This window comes from Luedemannella helvata (assembly GCF_039528415.1).
Classification (GTDB): Bacteria; Actinomycetota; Actinomycetes; order Mycobacteriales; family Micromonosporaceae; genus Luedemannella; species Luedemannella helvata.
Window position 1 is genome coordinate 1 of record NZ_BAAALS010000039.1, and the last position, 16,980, is coordinate 16,980.

The window sequence follows — 16,980 nt, forward strand, 5'->3', positions numbered from 1 at the left end:
GCTTTTGCGAGTCAGCCGACCCGCCCAGTCACCCCACCATCCTCACTGCGCACTTCGGCGGCTTCGGACGCGCCGGTGGCCGCCACAGTGCGCACTTTGCAGGGACGTTGCGGTGGGGGCGGCGTCGCGGTGCGGGAGGCGAGCGGGGCGGCGGGGTTTGGGAGGCAGGCGGGGGCGGGTATTGGGCGAGGGTCCGCGTTGAAGGTCGCGGAGGTGGGAGGAGTACGCCGTGGGTATCGGTGGCAGCATATTTCTGATCGCGGTCGGCGCGATCATCGCGTTCGCCGTCGACGTGTCCGTCGGCTGGCTTGACCTGGAGGTCGTCGGCTGGGTGCTGATGGTCGCGGGAGTCGTCGGCCTGATCCTCACGATGACGATCTGGAACCGCCGGCGCACCGTTACGTCCGTGTCGGACGCGCGAACCCCGGTCGCGACGACCCGGACGGACACCACGTACGACGTGCCGGAGGACCCCCGCTACTGAGTTTGCACAGCTCCAGGTGGCTCCGCCGCGGTGCGCGGCGGGGCCGTCTGTGTCTGCGCGGGCCGACCGGAGGCCATGGCCGGCGGGGTCAGCTCACGATCGCGAGTTCGTGCGGCGTGTTGTTGAGGCGCCGCCCGCCGTCGGGCGTACAGGTGACGATGTCCTCGATGCGTACGCCGAACCGGCCCGGCAGGTAGATGCCCGGCTCGATGGAGAAGCACATGCCCGGCACGAGGGGCCGGCGCTCGCCCTCCACCAGGTACGGCGGCTCGTGGGTCGTCAGCCCGATGCCGTGGCCGGTGCGGTGGATGAAGTACTCCCCGTAGCCGGCGTCCGTGATCACCTTGCGGGCCGCGCGGTCGATCTCCTCGCACGGTACGCCCGGCGCGACGGCGTCGAAGCCGGCCTGCTGCGCCCGGCGCACGATGTCGTGGACCTCGCGTTCCTCGTCGGTCGGCTCGCCGACGTGCACCGTTCGGGTCGTGTCCGAGCCGTACCCGAATTTGAGGCCGCCGAAGTCGAGCACCACCATGTCGCCCTCGGCGATCGTCCGGTCGCCGGCCTCGTGGTGCGGGTTCGCCCCGTTGGGCCCCGAACCGACCACCGTGAAGTCGACCTGATTGTGGCCGTGCTCGCGCAGCAGGCGCGCCAGGTCGGCGGCGACCTCGTTCTCGGTACGGCCGGCGAAGCGTACGCCCAGCATCTGCCTGAACGTCTCGTCGGCGGCGAGTCCCGCCGCGGCGAGGCGGCCCAGCTCGTGGGGGTCTTTGACGGCGCGCAGCATGGGCAGCGCCTGGGTGAGGCTCGCGTAGGTCGTCTCCGGCAGCGCGTGCTGAAGGCCGAGCAGGTGCATCGCCCACGTGGAGTCGGAGATGCCGTAGCGGGCGCCCGGTTTGAGAAGGGGCGCCGCGACCGCGTACGGGTCCTGGCCGTCGCGCCAGTCCGCCAGGGTGAGGGCCGGCGCGCCCGTGGCGGCCTCGGCGTCCGGCCTTTCCAGGACGGGTACGAGCAGTGTCGGCTCGGTGTCCTGGCCCAGCACGAGCACGGTGAGCCGCTCGGTGATGGCGGTCGGCCGGTAGCCGGTGAGGTAGGTAAGGTCCGGGCCGGGCGTGATCAGCAGGCCGGCCAGTCCGGCATCGGTGGCCTCGTCGACGGCCCGCCTGATCCGCGCCCGATAATCGTCGGCCGTGAACGCGACCGGCTGTTCCGCTCCCACCTCACGAATCGTCGCACGGCGCGGTCGCCTTTCTCGCTGAGATTGGCCTTAGCGCTGGAAAGGGAGCCGGGGTTACGGCGCAGATTGGCCCCGGCGGCTGCCCCGAATGGTCCGTCGCGGGATTCTTCTACTTGAACGACGGTGAAGTAGATGCCACCATGGAAACATGACCGAATCCCCGGACATGGACCCGCGGACGGCGCTGAGCGAGATCGACCGCGTCGGCCGGCGCGTGCGACGCGACCGCTGGTGGCCCGTTGCCGCTGCCCTGACCATGGCGGCCTTCACAGCCGCGTTCTACATCGGACTCAAGGCCTTCCCCGGGACCGCCGACGACTACGTGCTCCCCGGTGTGCTGGTCGTGACGGCCATCCTCGTGCTCATCACGTTCCGGCGCCGCGTCGTCGACCGAGGCGACAACCGGCGTGAAGAACGGACCGTCTGGGCCAGCATCATTCTGGCCGTGGTAACCATCGTCCTGAACCGCTTCGTCGTGCCGGACGGGCTCACGCCATGGGGTGTCCTGGTGGGCGTGCTGCCGGCGCTGCCGTTCATGGTACTGGCATGGCGGACCGCGCGCCGATGACCGACAACCGCGTTCACCCCAGACACCAACTCGACGAGGTCATCCACGCGCCGGTGCGCCTGTCGGTGATGGCGGCGCTGGCGGGCGCGGACCGCATCACCTTCGGCTTCCTGCGCGACACGGTCGAGGTCAGCGACTCCCTGCTGTCCAAGCACATCGCCACGCTCGAGGCGGCCGGCTACGTCGCCGTCGTGAAGGGGTACGAGGGAAAACGACCGCGTACGTGGTTCTCCCTCACCGACCAGGGACGGACCGCGTTCCGCCAGTACCGCGAAACGCTCCAACTGCTCATCGGCAGCGAGGACCCGGGTCGACCTTAGAAGAACAAGTCACGTCGCCGACGAAGGCTATCCTGCTCGTCGTTCGATCGCGACATAAAGGCCGTCCGTCTCGCGGGGTGGGTCCCACGCGGCTTCAGGAAGGTCTCCTAAAGCAACATGGCCCAGGTCGTCAAACTGTGACCAACGCCGCCAATGCAGTTGCATTCCAGGTTCTTGCATCAGTCGTTCCAATGCCTGCAGGGCGATCGCCCGACGCTGCGACATCGCGAGTGGCTGGTCGGGATCGTTGAGGAATTCCATGAACTCGTAGAGCCCGACGGCGGAGACATCCAGGAGATCACTGATTTCTTGGGCGAGCCAATCCGACCGGTCCGACGTCATCACAGCGTCGGGTTTCCGTGCAGCGGAACCTTCACGGGCCTGTTTCCTCCTTGGGATACAACGGCGTACGGGCCCCAGGTCAGCGGGTCGGGTCGCGTGTTCGGGGGATATCCAGGCATTATACGGATCTGCCGGCCCCGATTGGATGGGTCGATGAACAACTCGCCACCGCCTTTGGATGACGGGCTGCGGATCCAATCATCAGGTATCCGAGCCTTCACCTCATCGACTGTCAGTCCGCGCAGTTCTTGTGGATCAAACTCTTTTGGCCCGCCGATCTTCGGCGGTGGACGATCGTGTTGGTCGCCGAAGGGTACTTCAGTGTTGTCCCGGCGAAAATACTGTTTGATCCTTTCGACGAGTCCAACGAGCTTCCGGAGGGCTGGGAAGAGGTTCTCCAAGCTTTGGATGAGGCCGCGCAGCCACTTGGCGATCTTCGCGGAACATGCGGCGACCAGAGTGCTGACCTGTTCGATGACGAGCGGCGTCGCCAGCCCGAGCGTGCCGACCTCCTCGACGGCGTAGACGACGCAGCGGGACACGACGATCGCGATCGCGTCGCGGACCATGGCGCGGACCGCGCTGACCACGAAGCCGGCGCATTCCGTGATGACGGCCATCGCCTCGGCGGCCTGCGCCAACGCGGACAGCGCGCCGCGCTGCTCGCCGGACCAGGCGCGGTACGCCGGCCCGGCGGTGCCGCCCCAGTCGGCGACGTCGACGGTGATGTGGTCGCCGAGCGTGGTGCTGGTCGTGCGCAGGTCGGCGGCGACGCGGCGCCATGTGGCGGCATGGGCGGCGATCTGGGCGGCGTCACCCGCGAGCCAGTCGAGGGCTTCGCGCAGCGGGGCGACCTGCTCCATGAGCCAGGACAGGCCGTACTGCAGGAGGGTGGAGGCGGGGTCGGAGTAGAACGCGAGGCCGTCGAGGGTGGCGCCGATCGCGCCGAGGCTGGTGTCGACCCAGTTGTTGGACCGCACGCCCTGGACGAGCAGTTCGATGTCCTCGGCCAGCCAGATGCCCGTCCACGGCTTGACGTCGGGGTCGACGCGGGCGGCGACGAGCGGGTTCACGTTGACGCTCATCAGTCGCCCCGCAACCGGTTGCGGGCCCGTACGTCTGTGTTTTCGTACGAGGCGGCGGCGGTGCGTAGGCGCTCGACGGTGTCGTTCAGTGACGTGTTCGCGGAGTCGAGCGCGTCGAGTACGGCGTCCTGTAGGTGGCCGAGCGCCGTGGGTAGGACTACGCAGAGCTTCCCGTACGCCTGGGCGTCGAGGCGGACGACCCCGCCGGCCTGGCGGGCGAGCGCGACCCGCCCGGCGACGTGCGAGACGTGGGTGGCGTGGGCGCGTAATTCGTCGGGGGTGACGGTGGTGCCGTCACCGCCGGCCATCGTGGTCCTCCGGTGGTACGCCGTGAAGCTGTTGAGCGAACGACGCGACCACCGCGCGGGCTGACTCGCTGTGGGCGCCGTAGGTCTCGGTGGCCGCCGCGCGGACCCGGTCGACGAGCATTGCCTGCGCGCCGGCCATGACCGCCAGGATCGCGCGAGCGAGCTGGGCGGGTGGCACGGCGTTGACCCGGTCGTCGAGGCGCAGGTCGGTGACGACACCGCCGCGGTTGACCGTGACGGCGATGAGGCCGTCGCGGTCACGGGCGGTGGCGGTCAGGCCGGTTAGCCGCGCGGACAGCTCACGGGCTCGCGCGGCGCGGACCTCGATCGACGCCTGCCACGCGTCTACCTTGGAGCGCACTGCTTGGAGATCGCCGAAGATGGCTGCCTCGTCCATCGCGACAACGTATCGACGCAGTGAGGCTCATCGCTGCGGCTGTGGATAACTGAGGCAGCTTTCCTAAACACCAGCTGTGGATAACTCAGCACCACCACGGTCCGACTCCGCGGGGATCGGTAGGGCAACCAGACGCGGCTGGCCGAAGGGAGGGACCGTGCTCTATCGACGTTCAATAGGTGGAGCCTGATCGAGTCCCGGCAAGTTGACGCTCGACGCCCAGCCAGCTCACGGAGGAGACCGGCAGCGGCGTGACGACGGCGGCCTGGGCCGGTTGAAGACGTGGACGAGCCCGTCCTCGATCGTCACGACCTACAGCTACGACGCGGCGTCCAACCGCACGAGCATCGTGAACAACCTCGCCGAGCCGGTCACGGCGGTGCACAACAATGAGGACACTGAGCTGGTCGATGTCACCGTTACCGATCAGGCAACGGGCGAGACGACGACACTTCACACCACGGCCCGTCACCCGTTCTGGAACGCGGACAAGCGGGAGTGGGTCGATGCCGAGGAACTGACCGTCGGTACCCACCTCCGGGACGCTCAGGGCCGTGCGACGCAGATTGTCACCGCCATCAAGGTTTGGACCGGCCTCGACTGGATGCGCGACCTCACCGTCGCCAACACCCACACGTACTATGTACTGGCGGGTACGACACCGGTACTCGTGCACAACGTCAACCGGCGGCCGATTGCTTGAGGGCTGAACGGGGAGCCGATTTACGACGTCCCGGCCGGTTCAAGCAACGGGGCGGGTGCAAAGAAGCGAATTACTCCAAGCATCCTCAAAGACTTCAATATCGGAAAACGCAGACCCGGCCAAGCCGACACCTCTTTGCTCATACTGCCGAAAAAACGAAGCTCAGCAAGTGGACCACGTAGAGGCAAGGGCGCATGGTGGGACCTTACCGACGACAATCTCACGCCTGCATGCGGACCGTGCAACAACTGGAAGAATGACACACCGCTAGATCAATGGGATGATCAAATTATGGACGATGCCGGGGTCGAAATAGGTCCTGATGGCAACGTAAAGGATGTGTGGTAGACGCGATGTCATGCTGGTTGGTCTTTGGCTGGAGCAACTGACGATGGGCAGAAGTCCTTTGACGGTTGGCTCCTCGTGACATCGGATTCGCCAGAACTACACTCTCGGCCGGATGGCGATGCCATCAGGGTGCTGTTCAAGTTCGTACCACGTGAGGATTGGCTTCCTTACGATCGCGAGAATCTATGGGCGATCCGTTTGTCTGCAGACACCGCCCGCATCAGGAACGTTGCCTTCCTGCAGGACGGTGTCGCGATGAACGACATCGTGAGGTTCACTACGGATGCGTCCGGGGTGAACTGGGCGGTCGGCAGAGTCGCCGCTTCGGGACAGTGCGTGATCAGGGTCGTGCCGATCCCGGATGGGCCGCTGGGTCGGAGCGCGCGATCGGTACACGAGGCATTCGCCGAGTTTATGCTTGGCGGTGAATCCTTTAGTGAATCGTTTCCGATGGTGGCCTTCGACGTTCCTGCCGACGCGGACTTCGCCGCTATCAAGAGGCACCTGGAGTCGGGGTGCGAGCGGGGGTGGTGGGACTACGAGGTCGGCTGTGGAACTGATGCCTGGTGGAATGCCTGACTTGACCTGGTAAAGCAGATTTGAGCCCACCGGTCTGTCGAGCCTGTCACAGCTCGGCAGGGGCAGACTCGTTCATGCCTGGACCGCTGTCCGTGTTCAGGCGATGGCGGCGATGTCGCCGTCGTCGAAGTAGATCGCCTGGTGCAGCCGGCCACCCAGGGCCAGAGCGAACCGGGCCAACACGTCTTGCCCGGACACCTTGCCCTGTTCGATCTGCGAGACCCGGCCTTTGGTGACGCCCATCCGGTCGGCGACCTGCTGTTGGGTCAGGCCGCGGGCCTTGCGGATCTCGGCCAGCCGGTGTCCGACTACCTCGGCCAGCAGTTCTTCCTTGCCGGCCGTCACGGCGTCCTCGCCGCCGGCTCGCGCCACCTGCTGGGCGCGGATGTCGCTCCACCGCACGTGTCCGCTCACGGCCTACCTCCTTGCTCCTGTGCCCGTTCCTTCAGGTACATCTCGTAGCGCTGTTCGGCCAGCGGGATCGCCTGGGCGTACCAGGCGTTCCACCGGCCCGCCTTGTCGCCTGCCACGAGCAGGATCGTTGAGCGCCACGGGTCGAACGCGAACAGGATCCGCACCGTGCCCGGCCGCAGCTCCTTCAGGTTCGCCACCGCCGAGCCGTGGATCGTGTCCACCAACGGCCGACCCAGCCCCGGTCCGTGCTCGGCCAACAGGTCGATGGCCTGCACGATCCGGGCATGGGTCGCGTCGTCGAGACCGTCGATCCAGTCGCGGACCTCGTTGACGACGTAGATCTACCACTCGCCCCCATCCACCTCGCGAGTATAGCGAGCGGTAAACCTTGGGGGAACCGTCACGATGGTGCGGCGCGGTGCGCCGGGCAAGGTCGACAGCCCGCCCGCACCACCTGCCATAGGGGCCGTTGTGGCTCGCGGTCAACGAGTGGCCTGGCCCGCAGGGCGGTCACGCCAGTGACGCGCAGCGCCCTTGACCGGGAGAACAGCCCCGTAGGCTCGCGCCGCACCACCCTACGCAATGACCCTGCGGTCGTGGGTGCGCGTGGCGGTTGCTGTCACGGTTGCTGTCAGGTGTCGAATGAAGTGATCTCAGCAAGGATTCGGCTGGTAGCGATAATTGAAATGGGCAGATATGAGGCCGGCGCGGACTATGTCGCCGCCGACGGCGGCACGCCCGGTTTGGACTGCTTTGCTTGTTCTGACTGGTCCGCTGCATGGATGCGTGGGCGCGGGCCGTAGGTGTAGCGCGCGCGTGCGTCCGGCATAGCTGGGCGCTCTTGATACCAGTACAAACCTTGTAGCCAGCCGGGCGGGATGACCTTGACGGTGGCCTATTTGCGGGTGCGGCGGAGTGACGGCCATCGGGGGACTTGGGCGTCGAGTGGCTGAGGCGGGGGTCGTCAGGGCAGCAACGACAAGGCCGGAACGTGGACGGGGCGGACCACGGTGAAGTGACGGCGGTCCAGGGTGGCGACCTGGGCGACGCCGAAGCGTTCAGCCAGGGCGATCATGCTGGCGTCCGTGCCGCCCAGGGGCAGGTTCGCGTACCGGCCGACGAGGTCGCGTACGCGTACCCAGTCGGTGTGGGTGAGTGTCTCCACGATGAGTGCGTCGTCGATGATGGCGGTATAGAGGGCCTGCTCGGCGGTCGGTCCCAGTTCACGGTTGATCAGGTAGGCGTCCTCGGCGATGACGAGCGGTGAGGTGATCAGCGGGCCGTCGAAGTTCTGCAGCAGATCGGCGCATGTGCGGTGATGCGTGTCGGTGCGGTCAGCGGCAGCGACGATCACGCCGGTATCGACGAGCAGCACCCGCTCAGTCCCGCCCGAAGCCCTCGGCGAGGAGGTCGTCAACCCGCTCGGAGATGCCTGACCGGGACGCGCCGACCCCGACGAAGGCGAGCCGGCGGCGCGGCTGGTCGGAGTCGGGGAGTTGGGCGGCGAGATCAGCGATAAGGTCGGCCAACGCCACGCCACGTCGGTCGGCCTCGGCGGTCAAGCGCTGTACCACATGCTCGGGGAGATCAAGCGTCACGCTCATGACCTCAGCTTACGGCGTCTGGCCGGCCGCCGTCTGTGACCTCGTAGAGCCCCGAATGTGGAGCGGGTGACTGCCGACTTAGGCGCGCCTGCTGGACTTCGGTGGCGTCGGGTATGCATGCGGCGGGTGGCTGAGCGCGGCGACGGCCTGCGGAGGTGATGGGACGCGGCGCTTCAGTGGCCGGGTCACCGCCCTACGGCGTCGCTGTCGTCGTTCGATGGCGGACGCTACCTTGCGCCGCTGCCATCCGCGCCGCGCGTAGTAGATGACCGCCCCGAGATACAGCGCCCCGATCAGCGGCAGTCCCCACAGCGGTACGGGTGCCGGTGACCGGTCGTACCGCTCGGACGACCCGGGATACATGACCGGGATCGGTGAGGCGTAGTTGAGCTTGTCCCACCACACCGTCAGTTCGTCGCCGGCCCGCCAGTCCTTGGCGAGGTCGTACATTTCGAGCGGCAGTCGGGTCCCGTCGGGCTTGCCGAGGATGGCGTACTCCACGCAGTCGTCGCCGACCTCGTAGCATCCCGACCCGATCACCCGGACTGTGGCCTCGTAGGTGAACTGCGTCCCGTACCACCGCTCGGCGTTGCCGTAGGCGCCCAGCACGAGGAGGAGGCCGACGAAGAATCCCACGAACGGCGCCGGTCCCGCCCGGACGGCCACGTACGGGGGCTTTCCGGCGTGCCGGTCGTCGAGCCGGTGCAGGGCCCAGGCGGCGACGAAGGGTGCCGACATGGCGACCGCGCCGCCGAGGTACTGGGTGATGCCGTGCCGCTGGCTGATGATCGGGCCGAGTCCGGCTGCGGCGGGTACCCACACCACGCCCAGGAATCGGCCCACATGCATGGAAACGGATTGTGCCAGGTGGGTCACCCGTCCGTGGAGGGGGTGACCGATCCGGGAGACGGCTCGTTGCACCCAGAGCCCCATCCGTCCCCTCCGGAGGAGCCGAACCCCTATGAGCCAGCGGCACCGCCATGCCCGTCCGCGCAGGGCAAGGGCCGGCCTGGTCCTGCTCGTCGCCGCGACCATGGCTGGCCTGGTCGGCGTCGAATGGGCGGGCGAGACCACGAAAGCTCCAGCGGGCCCGTACGACGGGACGGTGACCGTCGACACGAGCAGGCAGGTGAACACGCTGCACGGCAGCCAGGCGCTCGGCGCGGGCGTCGACGGGCTGGAACGCGGCGAGATCGACAGGACGTGGAACGAGACGAACCTCAAGGCGATGCAGTCCGCCGGTTACGGGTCGATCAGCTACCGGCTGCGCACCGAGCTGGGCGTCAAAGCGTGGCACTGGAACCCGCACGGCACGTTCAGCGAGGGCGACCGCGGCTACTGGACGTCGGACGACGCGATGCCGACCGACCCGGGCGTCTCGTACGGCTATCACCTGCCGCGCCGCGGCAACACGATCGACCAGGCCAACAACGACGGGTACTCGCGCATCGCCGACGGCAGCACCCGCACGTACTGGAAGAGCAATCCCTACCTTGACCCGCACTTCACCGGCGAGCCCGAGCACCGCAACCGCCAGTGGGTCATGGTGGCGTTCCCGCACGCCGTGCCGGTCGACACGATCCGCATCGCGTGGGGCGACCCGTTCGCCACCCGCGTCCACGTCCAGTATTGGACGGGCAACGACGCGCTCTTCCCCATCCAGCAGGGGGCGTTCTGGCGCGACTTTCCCTCACCCGCCGCGCGGGGCCAGGGTCAGACCCAGGTCGTACGCGTGGCCGCGGCGCCCCTGCGCGTGCAGTTCGTGCGGATCCTGCTCGGCGGCTCGTCGCGCACGGCGGTGCCCGGCTCGAAGGACGTGCGCGACCGGCTGGGCTTCGCGGTCCGGGAGATCTCGGTCTACGGCAACGGAACAGACCACGTGCGCCACACGCCGTCGCAGCGCCAGACCATCATCTACACGTCCTCGACGGACCCGTGGCACCGCGCGAGCGACATCGACCGCGACTACGAGCACGCCAGCTTCGCCCGCGTGTACGCCAGCGGCCTCACCAGGGGCAAGCCGATGATGATTCCGGTCCCGGTGCTCTACGGCGTACCGGAGGACGCGGCGGCGCTGGTGCGCTATCTCAAAAGGCGCGGCTTCCCGTTCCACCGGGTCGAGATGGGCGAGGAGCCCGACGGCCAGTTGGCGACCCCGGAGGACTACGGCGCGCTCTATCTCCAGGTGGGTCGCGCGATCCGCGCCGTGGACCCGACCCTGGAGCTGGGCGGCCCGGGTTACCAGACGACGATCCCCGACTGGGTCACGTGGCCGGACGCGTCCGGCTCGAACTCGTGGACGGGCCGGTTCGTCGCCTACCTGAAGCGGCGCGACGCCATGGCGTACTTCGACTTCTTCTCCTTCGAGTGGTACCCGTTCGACGACGTCTGCGCCGACCCGGCCACGCCGCTCGCCCAGCACCCGGGCATGCTCACCAGCATCCTGCGCCGGCAGGAGCGCGCCGGCCTGCCGCGCGACATACCCAAAGTCATTACGGAGTACGGGTACAGCGCGTACGCCGGGCAGGTGGAGCTGGAACTGCCCGGGGCGATGGTGAACGTGGAGAGCGCGCTGCACTTCCTGGCGCTCGGCGGCGAGACGAGCTACTTCTACGGCCTCGAACCGAACTGGGTGTTCCAGGAGGACGAGGGCAAGCCGTGCGACACGTGGGGCAACCTGATGCTCTTCCAGTTCTACAACGACTGGAAGATCCGCCCGCTGGTCACGTTCCACGCCTCCCAGCTGGTGACCCGCCAATGGGCCCAGCCGGGCGACGGCGACCACGCCATCTTCGCCGCGTCGTCGGACCTCTTCGACGCGCGCAGGCGCCCGCTCGTCACGGCGTACGCGACGCGCCGCCCGGACGGCCGGCTGGCCGTCCTCCTGCTGAACAAGGACCCGGAGCGCCCGCTGACGGTCCGGGTCGTCACCGGTGGCCGCCCACTGGCCGTGCCGGCGGACGTCTACCAGTACTCCGGCGAGCAGTGGGACTGGGTGTCCCTGCACGGCAAGCGCAACGGCGGCTACCCCCTGCGCAACGACCCCCCGGCCCACACCCGCGTTGACGCGGCCGACTCGATCACCCTCCCCCCGTACTCCATCACGGTCCTCCGCACCGAGGGCTCCTACGGGCGGTAGACGTCGGCGCGGTGGTCGATCCGTACGACGTGGACAGTGTGGGACGGGTCGTCGATGCGGTAGACGACCCGGTACGCGCCCCGGCGCGCGCTGTGGAAGCCGGTCAGTTCGCGGGTGAGCGGCTTGCCAACGACGTACGGCTTGTCGAGTAGCGGTCCGGTGATGAACTCCGCCACGGCCGCCGCGATGTTCAACGGCAGCCCGCTGGGCGGTCCTTCGGCGAGGGCACGTCGGACGGAGGCGGCGAGGGAGAGCTTGTACGCCCCGTCGCTCACCGGGCCTCGCGCTCGATCCGGGCGGCGATGTCACGGCGCACCTGATCGGCGTCGACGGCGGCGCCGGCGGCGATGTCGGCCTCGGCTTGCCGGATCTCCTCTATCGCGCCGGGCGTGGAGAGCAGGTCGAGGGTCTCTTCCAGCGCCTCCAGGTCCGACACGGCGATGAGGACCGCCTCCGGGCGACCGTTACGCGTGATAACCACCCGCTCGTGCGTGTCGCGCACCTCGTCGAGCACCTTCGACAGCCGTGCTTTGGCATCGGCCAGCGGAATCGTCGTCATGACCAGAATTATAGTTACCTGTCGCCGTGGCGCCAGCGGTGGCGACGGTACGTCATCATGAGCGGACCCCGTCCCCAGGGAGAGCCCGCCGTGTCCGAGTATCCGTGCCCGTTCTGTACCACCCCCGCCACCGTGTCGGACGGGTGCCCGAGCTGCGGGCGCCCGGGCGACCCGGAGGCCGCCGAGGTGGTTCGTCTGGACGCCGAGCTGCCGCGCCTGGCGGCGGCCGTGGAGCGGGCCCGCGCCGACCTGGCCGAGGCGCACCAGGAGGCGCTGCGGGCCCAACAGCGGCTAGCGGTTGCCCAGCAGGCCGTCGGCGTGGCCCAGCACACCCTGTACGCCGAGCAGCGGCGGCACTACGCGCTCGTCGCGTCGATCCGGGCGCGCGTCGCCGGCCAGCCAGCCCCCGTGACCGTCCCGCCGCCCGGACCCGTACCTCCGGGGGGTCCCGTGCCGCCCGGCGGCCCTGTGCCCGCCGGTGGTCTGGTGTCGCCCGGGGGTTCCGTGCCTCACCCGCCCGCCGCTGCGACGGCTGCCGCTCGGCCGGGGGAGGCGTCCGCGCGGACGATGCAGAACGTGCTGTTCGCGCTCGGCGGGCTGCTGCTCGGCATCGGCGCGATCGTGTTCACCCTCGTCGCGTGGGCCGACCTGGGCATCGGCGCGCGGGCCGCCATCCTGGCCGGCTTCACGCTGGTGACCCTCGCGATCCCGCTGCTCGCGTCGTGGCGGGGCCTGACCGCCACGGCGGAGACGTTCGCCGCCATCGGTCTGTTCCTGGTGGTCCTCGACGGGTACGCGGTCTGGGCCGTTGACCTGGGCAACGTGCGCGCGCTCGACGGGTACGTCTACGCCGGGTTGATGCTCGCCGCGACGGCCGCCGTGGCGCTGGGCTACCGGGCGCTCGGCCGGCTGATCCGCCGTCCGCTGCTGGCCGGGCCGCGGTTCGTGGCGCTGCTCGCCGTCCAGCCGGTCATCCCGCTGCTCGCCAGCTACGGCAGGCCGCCGCTGGCCGGTTGGGCGGCCGCGTGGCTCGGGGTGGCCCTGCTCAACGCGGGCGTGGGCTGGCTGCACCGCACGGGTAGGGGCGCGGAGTTGGGCCTGCGCGTCCTCGCGTGGCTGCTCTACGCCGGGGCCCTGGCGATCGCCGGGTTCTGCCTGCTGGGGTCGATGTTCGAGAGCGACAACGTCGGCGAGACGGCGGTGGTCGTCGCCGTGGCGGTTCTCGCGGCAGTGGCGCTGGTGTTGGCCGGCGCGGCGACCGGCCAGCGCGCCCTGCTGGTCGCGTCCCTGGCGATCGGCACGTTCGTGGTTGTCGCCAGCCTGTGGCTGCTGGGCGCCCGGGCGGTGCCGGACTACTCGCTCGCCGCGGTCGCCGTCGTGGTGGCCCTGGCCGCCGTCGCCACGACGTTCCTGCCGCCGCGCTGGCGGATGGGCCCGTTGATCGGCGCGACGGTCTGGCTGGGCCTGGTCTCGCTCGCCGTGCTGGCCTTCGCGGCCCGCGACCAGATCACGGTGATCGACGCGATCGAGCCCGCGTGGCGGTCGTCGACCGCCCGGTTGTGGGACGTCACCCGGGAGCCGGGCGAGCTGACGGTCGCTCTCGCCGTCCTCGCGGGTGCCATCGGGTGGGCCGTGCCGCGACCAGCCCGGCCGTACGCGGTCGTCGCCGCCCTCGTCCCGCTCGCCGCGATCGCGCCCGCCAACCTGTACTGGCCGTGGTGGTCGTTCCCGCTGGTCGACGGGGTGGTCGCGGCCGCGTTGCTGGCGGTCGCGCTGCGGGCCGAGCGGGAGGTGGTCGCCCGCCTGGCGACCGTCGCGGCCGGGGTCCTCGCGGCGCACGCGGCCGTCATGGGCCTGTGGCGGCCGGTCACGACGGCCGCCGCGCTCGGCGGCATCGTGCTGCTCGGCGTGGCCGCCGCGGTCGTCCCGCGGGAGAACAGCCGGTGGATCGGCGGGCTCGGCGCCGCCGCCGCGGTGCTCGCGCTGCCCGGCGCGGTCGCCGGGGCGGCCGCCGCGGCGGGTGCCGACGGGCCGCTCGTGCTGCGCCTCGCGATGGCCGCCGTCGTGGTCGCCCTCGTCGGCACGCTCGCCGTCACGCGCTGGTCGCCCTCGCTCACCTGGTACGCCGTGACCGCACTGTCGCTGGCGACCTTCGTGGTCGTCCGGGTTGCTGCCGACGGCCGCACCGGGGAGCCGGCCGCCGTCTATTCCGCGCTCGGCCTGCTCGTCGTGGTCGCCGCGTTGCTGCCGGCGACGACCGGCCAGGTCGGGGGTCGCGCGGCGGTGCCCGGCGTACTGGCCGGCCTCATCGCCTACCCGGCGATCAAGCTCGCCCTCGTGGCGATAGCGGCGGTGTATGTCCGGCCGTGGCGGTGGCTCAGCGCGGTGTGGGACGGCGCACCCGACGGGGTGGGGCTGCGGCCGCCGCCGTCGTGGCCGTTCAACGACTTTCCGCGCGACGAGTCGATCGGCGGCGGGCCCGAGATCGCGGTCCTGCTGCTGCTCCTCGCTGCGGTCGTCCTCGTGGACCTGCGGGGCCGGCGGTGGCTGTCGAACCAGCCGACGGGCCCCGGATCGTCGCTGCCCGGCCTGGTCGCGGTGGCGTTGCCGGTGGCCGCGCTGGAGGCGCCCGTGATCGCGGCGATCCTGGGCGCGCGCTGGCCGACCGTACCGCTGATGTCGTTGGGCATCGGCGTGGCCGCGCTCGCGTTCGCGGCCCTGCGCCCCGCGCGGGTCGCGGCGACCGTGGCGTGGACCGTGGTCGGCGCTGTCATCCTGCTGGCCGGGCTGGCCGGACTGCTGCCGACCGAGGCGACGACGCTGGTCGCGCTCGGCGTCGTGCTCGTGCTCGCCGTGGTGGTGGGCGCGGCCGGGCGGGCGGCCGTGGTCCGCGCGCTCGGCTGGGCGGGGGTGTCGGTCCTGGTGCCGCTGCTCGCGGTGGCGAGCGCGCTGGCGGCCGGGCTGACCCGGCCGTGGGTCGCGGCGGCGCTCGTGGCCAGCGGCGTGGTGCTGCTGGCCGCCGCGACCGCGCTGCGCCGTGGTGCCGCGCTGGCGGCGCGGGTCCTGGAGCCGGGAGCCCACGCGGTCGCGGCCGTGGCGTTCCTGACCAGTCTCGACCGGCTCGCTCAGGCGGCCGTCGTGAGCGCCGTGTGGGGCGCGGTGGTGGCGGTGCGGGCGCTCGTGCCGGGTACGGCGGCCAACGCCCGGCGGGCCCTCGTGGGGTCGGCCGCCGGGCTCGCGCTCGTCGCGTGGTGGCTGTTCATGGCGTCACGGACGGTCGACGTGGTCGAGGCGTACACCCTTCCGTTCGCCGCGGTGGCGCTGCTCGCCGGCTGGCTCGCTCTGCGTGCGCGGCCGGTGCTGGGCAGCTGGCAGGCCTACGGGCCGGCGCTCGCCGTCGCGTTCCTGCCCAGCCTCGCGCCGATCCTGGCGGCCGAAGGTGATCCCGTGCGGCGGCTGGTGCTCGGCGCCGCCGCGCTCGCCGTGGTGGTGGCGGGTGCGGTGCGCCGTCTGCAGGCGCCGGTCGTGCTCGGCGGGCTGGTGCTCGCCGTCGTCGCCGTGCACGAGCTGGTGCTGCTGGGGCAGCGGCTGCCGACCTGGGTGCCGCTCAGCGCTGGCGGCCTGCTCCTGCTCGTCATCGCGGCGACCTTCGAGCGCCGCCGCCGCGATCTCGCCCGGCTGCGCGCCACGGTCGGCCGGCTGCGCTGACGGGGCGCTGGCGCGCGAACCCCAGGCGCCCGCGCCCACGGTGACCAGCGCGATGAACCGCAGCGGCAGGATCACCGCGAGGTGGAACAGGCCGAACGCGACCAGGAGCAGGAAGTCCACCCGCCGGGTCGCGATCATCGCGGGGATGACGCGCAGCAGGCTCATGGCCACCACGGTCAGGAGGAAGAACAGCAGGTACATGAGGTGGATGGTGGCCGTGGCCCAGAAGAACCACGCCACCGTGACCGCGAGCTGGAACGGCAGCAGGACCGTGAGCAGGCAGTCGATGCTCAGCCAGGGCCCGTGCGCCGGCAGCGCCCGGACCGTCCAGATGGTCTCGCGCCAGAACGACCGGTTCCACCGCAGCTGCTGGCGCAGGTACGGGCGCAGCCGGGTGGGGACCTCCGTCCACGCGTGGGCCCGGCAGTACGCGACCTGGTAACCCAGGCCGAGCACCAGGTTCGTCAGGTGCCGGTCGTCGCCGAACGTGCAGACCCGGCCCAGGAACGTCTGGTTGATGAACCGGTCCTTGATCTGGTCGATGACGTCGCGCCGGTAGCCGCCCAGCGGCCCGGACACGCAGGTCACCGCGCCGAAGTAGCCCTGCGCGGCGCGCTCGACCTCGAACGCCAGCCAGTACCGGCGGGCGACGAGGCGGGTCAGCCACGAGTCACGGGGGTTCAGGGTGTCCACATGGCCGGTGACGGCGCCGACCCGGCCGTCGGCGTGCATGGTGGCGACCAGCCGCTCGATGGTGTCCGGGGCCCAGACGGTGTCGCTGTCGCTGGTCAGCACGTACGCGGATTCCGGGTGCAGCATCTCGAAGCCGCGGTGCAGGGCATGCCGCTTGCCGGCGTTGCGCTGGTGGACGTACTGGAAGCCGAGGTCGCGGCAGACGGCCTCGTACGGCGCCGGATCGGCGGAGCCGTCGTCGACGACGATGACCTCGAAGCGTGCCCACCGTTGTGCCGCGAGGCTGCGCATCGCGGCGGTGAACAGCTCGGGGGACTCGTTGAGGACGGCCACGATGATCGAGACCATGGGGGTGTCGGTGATGGTCGCCTGGCGGCGGCGCGTCGCGGCGGCGGCGAACGACTGCACGATCACCCGGCTGATGGAGACGACCCCGTACAGCGAGATGATCAGCCACGGGATGCGGAGCCGGCTGAGATAGACGGCGGCACCGAC

The 16,980-nt window shown here is 70.1% G+C and carries 19 protein-coding genes and 1 pseudogene; 7 read left to right on the top strand and 13 right to left on the bottom strand.

The features are described from left to right. Positions 1-229: 229 nt before the first annotated feature. Positions 230-484 carry a DUF6458 family protein gene (locus tag ABD191_RS26120; RefSeq protein WP_344087638.1) on the top strand — a complete coding sequence of 85 codons (255 nt, stop codon included), beginning with the start codon at positions 230-232 and terminating at the stop codon, positions 482-484. Between the two features lie 88 nt (positions 485-572). Here the strand turns inward: ABD191_RS26120 and ABD191_RS26125 are convergent, their stop codons facing one another. Beyond that, positions 573-1,700, bottom strand: coding sequence for a M24 family metallopeptidase (locus ABD191_RS26125; RefSeq protein ID WP_344087641.1), 1,128 nt, complete (start codon positions 1,698-1,700; stop codon positions 573-575). Positions 1,701-1,866: 166 nt separating this feature from the next. Here ABD191_RS26125 and ABD191_RS26130 point away from each other — a divergent pair, with 166 nt between their 5' ends. Both ABD191_RS26130 and ABD191_RS26135 read left to right on the top strand, forming a co-directional pair. Further along, the gene (locus ABD191_RS26130) at positions 1,867-2,286 is read left to right on the top strand and encodes a hypothetical protein (RefSeq protein WP_344087644.1); all 420 of its coding nucleotides are present in this window, start codon (positions 1,867-1,869) and stop codon (positions 2,284-2,286) included. Further along, on the top strand, positions 2,265-2,606 hold the full coding sequence (locus ABD191_RS26135; RefSeq protein ID WP_344087647.1) for a winged helix-turn-helix domain-containing protein: 342 nt from the start codon (positions 2,265-2,267) through the stop codon (positions 2,604-2,606). The genes ABD191_RS26130 and ABD191_RS26135 overlap by 22 nt, the downstream gene beginning before the upstream one ends. Before the next feature lie 27 nt (positions 2,607-2,633). Here ABD191_RS26135 and ABD191_RS26140 read toward each other — a convergent pair whose 3' ends face one another. Genes ABD191_RS26140 through ABD191_RS26155 form a run of 4 tightly spaced genes read right to left on the bottom strand, consistent with a single transcriptional unit; the run spans position 2,634 to position 4,738 of the window. Beyond that, positions 2,634-2,948, bottom strand: a complete 315-nt coding sequence (locus tag ABD191_RS26140) for a hypothetical protein (protein WP_344087650.1) — start codon at positions 2,946-2,948, stop codon at positions 2,634-2,636. Then, positions 2,948-4,033 carry a WXG100 family type VII secretion target gene (locus ABD191_RS26145; protein WP_344087653.1) on the bottom strand — a complete coding sequence of 362 codons (1,086 nt, stop codon included), beginning with the start codon at positions 4,031-4,033 and terminating at the stop codon, positions 2,948-2,950. Before ABD191_RS26145 ends, ABD191_RS26140 begins: the two co-directional genes overlap by 1 nt. Further along, positions 4,033-4,341, bottom strand: a complete 309-nt coding sequence (locus ABD191_RS26150; protein ID WP_344087657.1) for a type VII secretion target — start codon at positions 4,339-4,341, stop codon at positions 4,033-4,035. The genes ABD191_RS26145 and ABD191_RS26150 overlap by 1 nt, the downstream gene beginning before the upstream one ends. Then, the gene (locus ABD191_RS26155) at positions 4,328-4,738 is read right to left on the bottom strand and encodes a YbaB/EbfC family nucleoid-associated protein (RefSeq protein ID WP_344087660.1); all 411 of its coding nucleotides are present in this window, start codon (positions 4,736-4,738) and stop codon (positions 4,328-4,330) included. The genes ABD191_RS26150 and ABD191_RS26155 overlap by 14 nt, the downstream gene beginning before the upstream one ends. A 205-nt stretch (positions 4,739-4,943) precedes the next feature. Between ABD191_RS26155 and ABD191_RS26160 the strand changes: the two genes are divergently transcribed. Both ABD191_RS26160 and ABD191_RS26165 read left to right on the top strand, forming a co-directional pair. After that, complete coding sequence (locus ABD191_RS26160) at positions 4,944-5,441, top strand: polymorphic toxin-type HINT domain-containing protein (protein ID WP_344087663.1); 498 nt, start codon at positions 4,944-4,946, stop codon at positions 5,439-5,441. A 477-nt stretch (positions 5,442-5,918) separates the two neighbouring features. Further along, positions 5,919-6,368 (top strand): DUF4265 domain-containing protein, encoded by a 450-nt coding sequence (locus ABD191_RS26165; RefSeq protein ID WP_344087666.1) that lies wholly within the window; start codon positions 5,919-5,921, stop codon positions 6,366-6,368. Positions 6,369-6,464: 96 nt separating this feature from the next. Here ABD191_RS26165 and ABD191_RS26170 read toward each other — a convergent pair whose 3' ends face one another. The 5 genes from ABD191_RS26170 to ABD191_RS26190 all read right to left on the bottom strand — a co-directional run bounded on the left by ABD191_RS26170 (position 6,465) and on the right by ABD191_RS26190 (position 9,235). Continuing rightward, positions 6,465-6,782, bottom strand: coding sequence for a helix-turn-helix domain-containing protein (locus ABD191_RS26170; protein ID WP_344087669.1), 318 nt, complete (start codon positions 6,780-6,782; stop codon positions 6,465-6,467). After that, complete coding sequence (locus ABD191_RS26175) at positions 6,779-7,123, bottom strand: type II toxin-antitoxin system RelE/ParE family toxin (RefSeq protein ID WP_344087737.1); 345 nt, start codon at positions 7,121-7,123, stop codon at positions 6,779-6,781. Before ABD191_RS26175 ends, ABD191_RS26170 begins: the two co-directional genes overlap by 4 nt. 623 nt (positions 7,124-7,746) lie before the next feature. Next, positions 7,747-8,157, bottom strand: a complete 411-nt coding sequence (locus tag ABD191_RS26180; RefSeq protein WP_344087672.1) for a type II toxin-antitoxin system VapC family toxin — start codon at positions 8,155-8,157, stop codon at positions 7,747-7,749. 4 nt (positions 8,158-8,161) lie between these two features. After that, positions 8,162-8,386: a hypothetical protein gene (locus ABD191_RS26185; RefSeq protein WP_344087675.1), complete on the bottom strand. Its 225-nt coding sequence runs from the start codon at positions 8,384-8,386 to the stop codon at positions 8,162-8,164. A gap of 78 nt (positions 8,387-8,464) precedes the next feature. Beyond that, positions 8,465-9,235, bottom strand: coding sequence for a hypothetical protein (locus ABD191_RS26190; protein ID WP_344087677.1), 771 nt, complete (start codon positions 9,233-9,235; stop codon positions 8,465-8,467). A gap of 112 nt (positions 9,236-9,347) precedes the next feature. On the opposite strand from ABD191_RS26190, the gene ABD191_RS26195 reads away from it, so the two are divergent. Beyond that, positions 9,348-11,525, top strand: a complete 2,178-nt coding sequence (locus tag ABD191_RS26195; protein ID WP_344087680.1) for a hypothetical protein — start codon at positions 9,348-9,350, stop codon at positions 11,523-11,525. Here ABD191_RS26195 and ABD191_RS26200 read toward each other — a convergent pair. Then, complete coding sequence (locus ABD191_RS26200; RefSeq protein WP_344087683.1) at positions 11,513-11,800, bottom strand: type II toxin-antitoxin system RelE family toxin; 288 nt, start codon at positions 11,798-11,800, stop codon at positions 11,513-11,515. The two genes, ABD191_RS26195 and ABD191_RS26200, sit on opposite strands and share 13 nt — an antisense overlap. Further along, positions 11,797-12,084 (bottom strand): type II toxin-antitoxin system Phd/YefM family antitoxin, encoded by a 288-nt coding sequence (locus ABD191_RS26205; protein WP_344087686.1) that lies wholly within the window; start codon positions 12,082-12,084, stop codon positions 11,797-11,799. The genes ABD191_RS26200 and ABD191_RS26205 overlap by 4 nt, the downstream gene beginning before the upstream one ends. 90 nt (positions 12,085-12,174) lie before the next feature. On the opposite strand from ABD191_RS26205, the gene ABD191_RS29345 reads away from it, so the two are divergent. After that, the gene (locus ABD191_RS29345; protein WP_425560871.1) at positions 12,175-15,792 is read left to right on the top strand and encodes an SCO7613 C-terminal domain-containing membrane protein; all 3,618 of its coding nucleotides are present in this window, start codon (positions 12,175-12,177) and stop codon (positions 15,790-15,792) included. Positions 15,793-15,891: 99 nt separating this feature from the next. Here ABD191_RS29345 and ABD191_RS29350 read toward each other — a convergent pair. Beyond that, positions 15,892-16,833, bottom strand: a pseudogene (locus ABD191_RS29350) (glycosyltransferase); the annotation flags it as partial. Positions 16,834-16,980 lie beyond the last annotated feature (147 nt).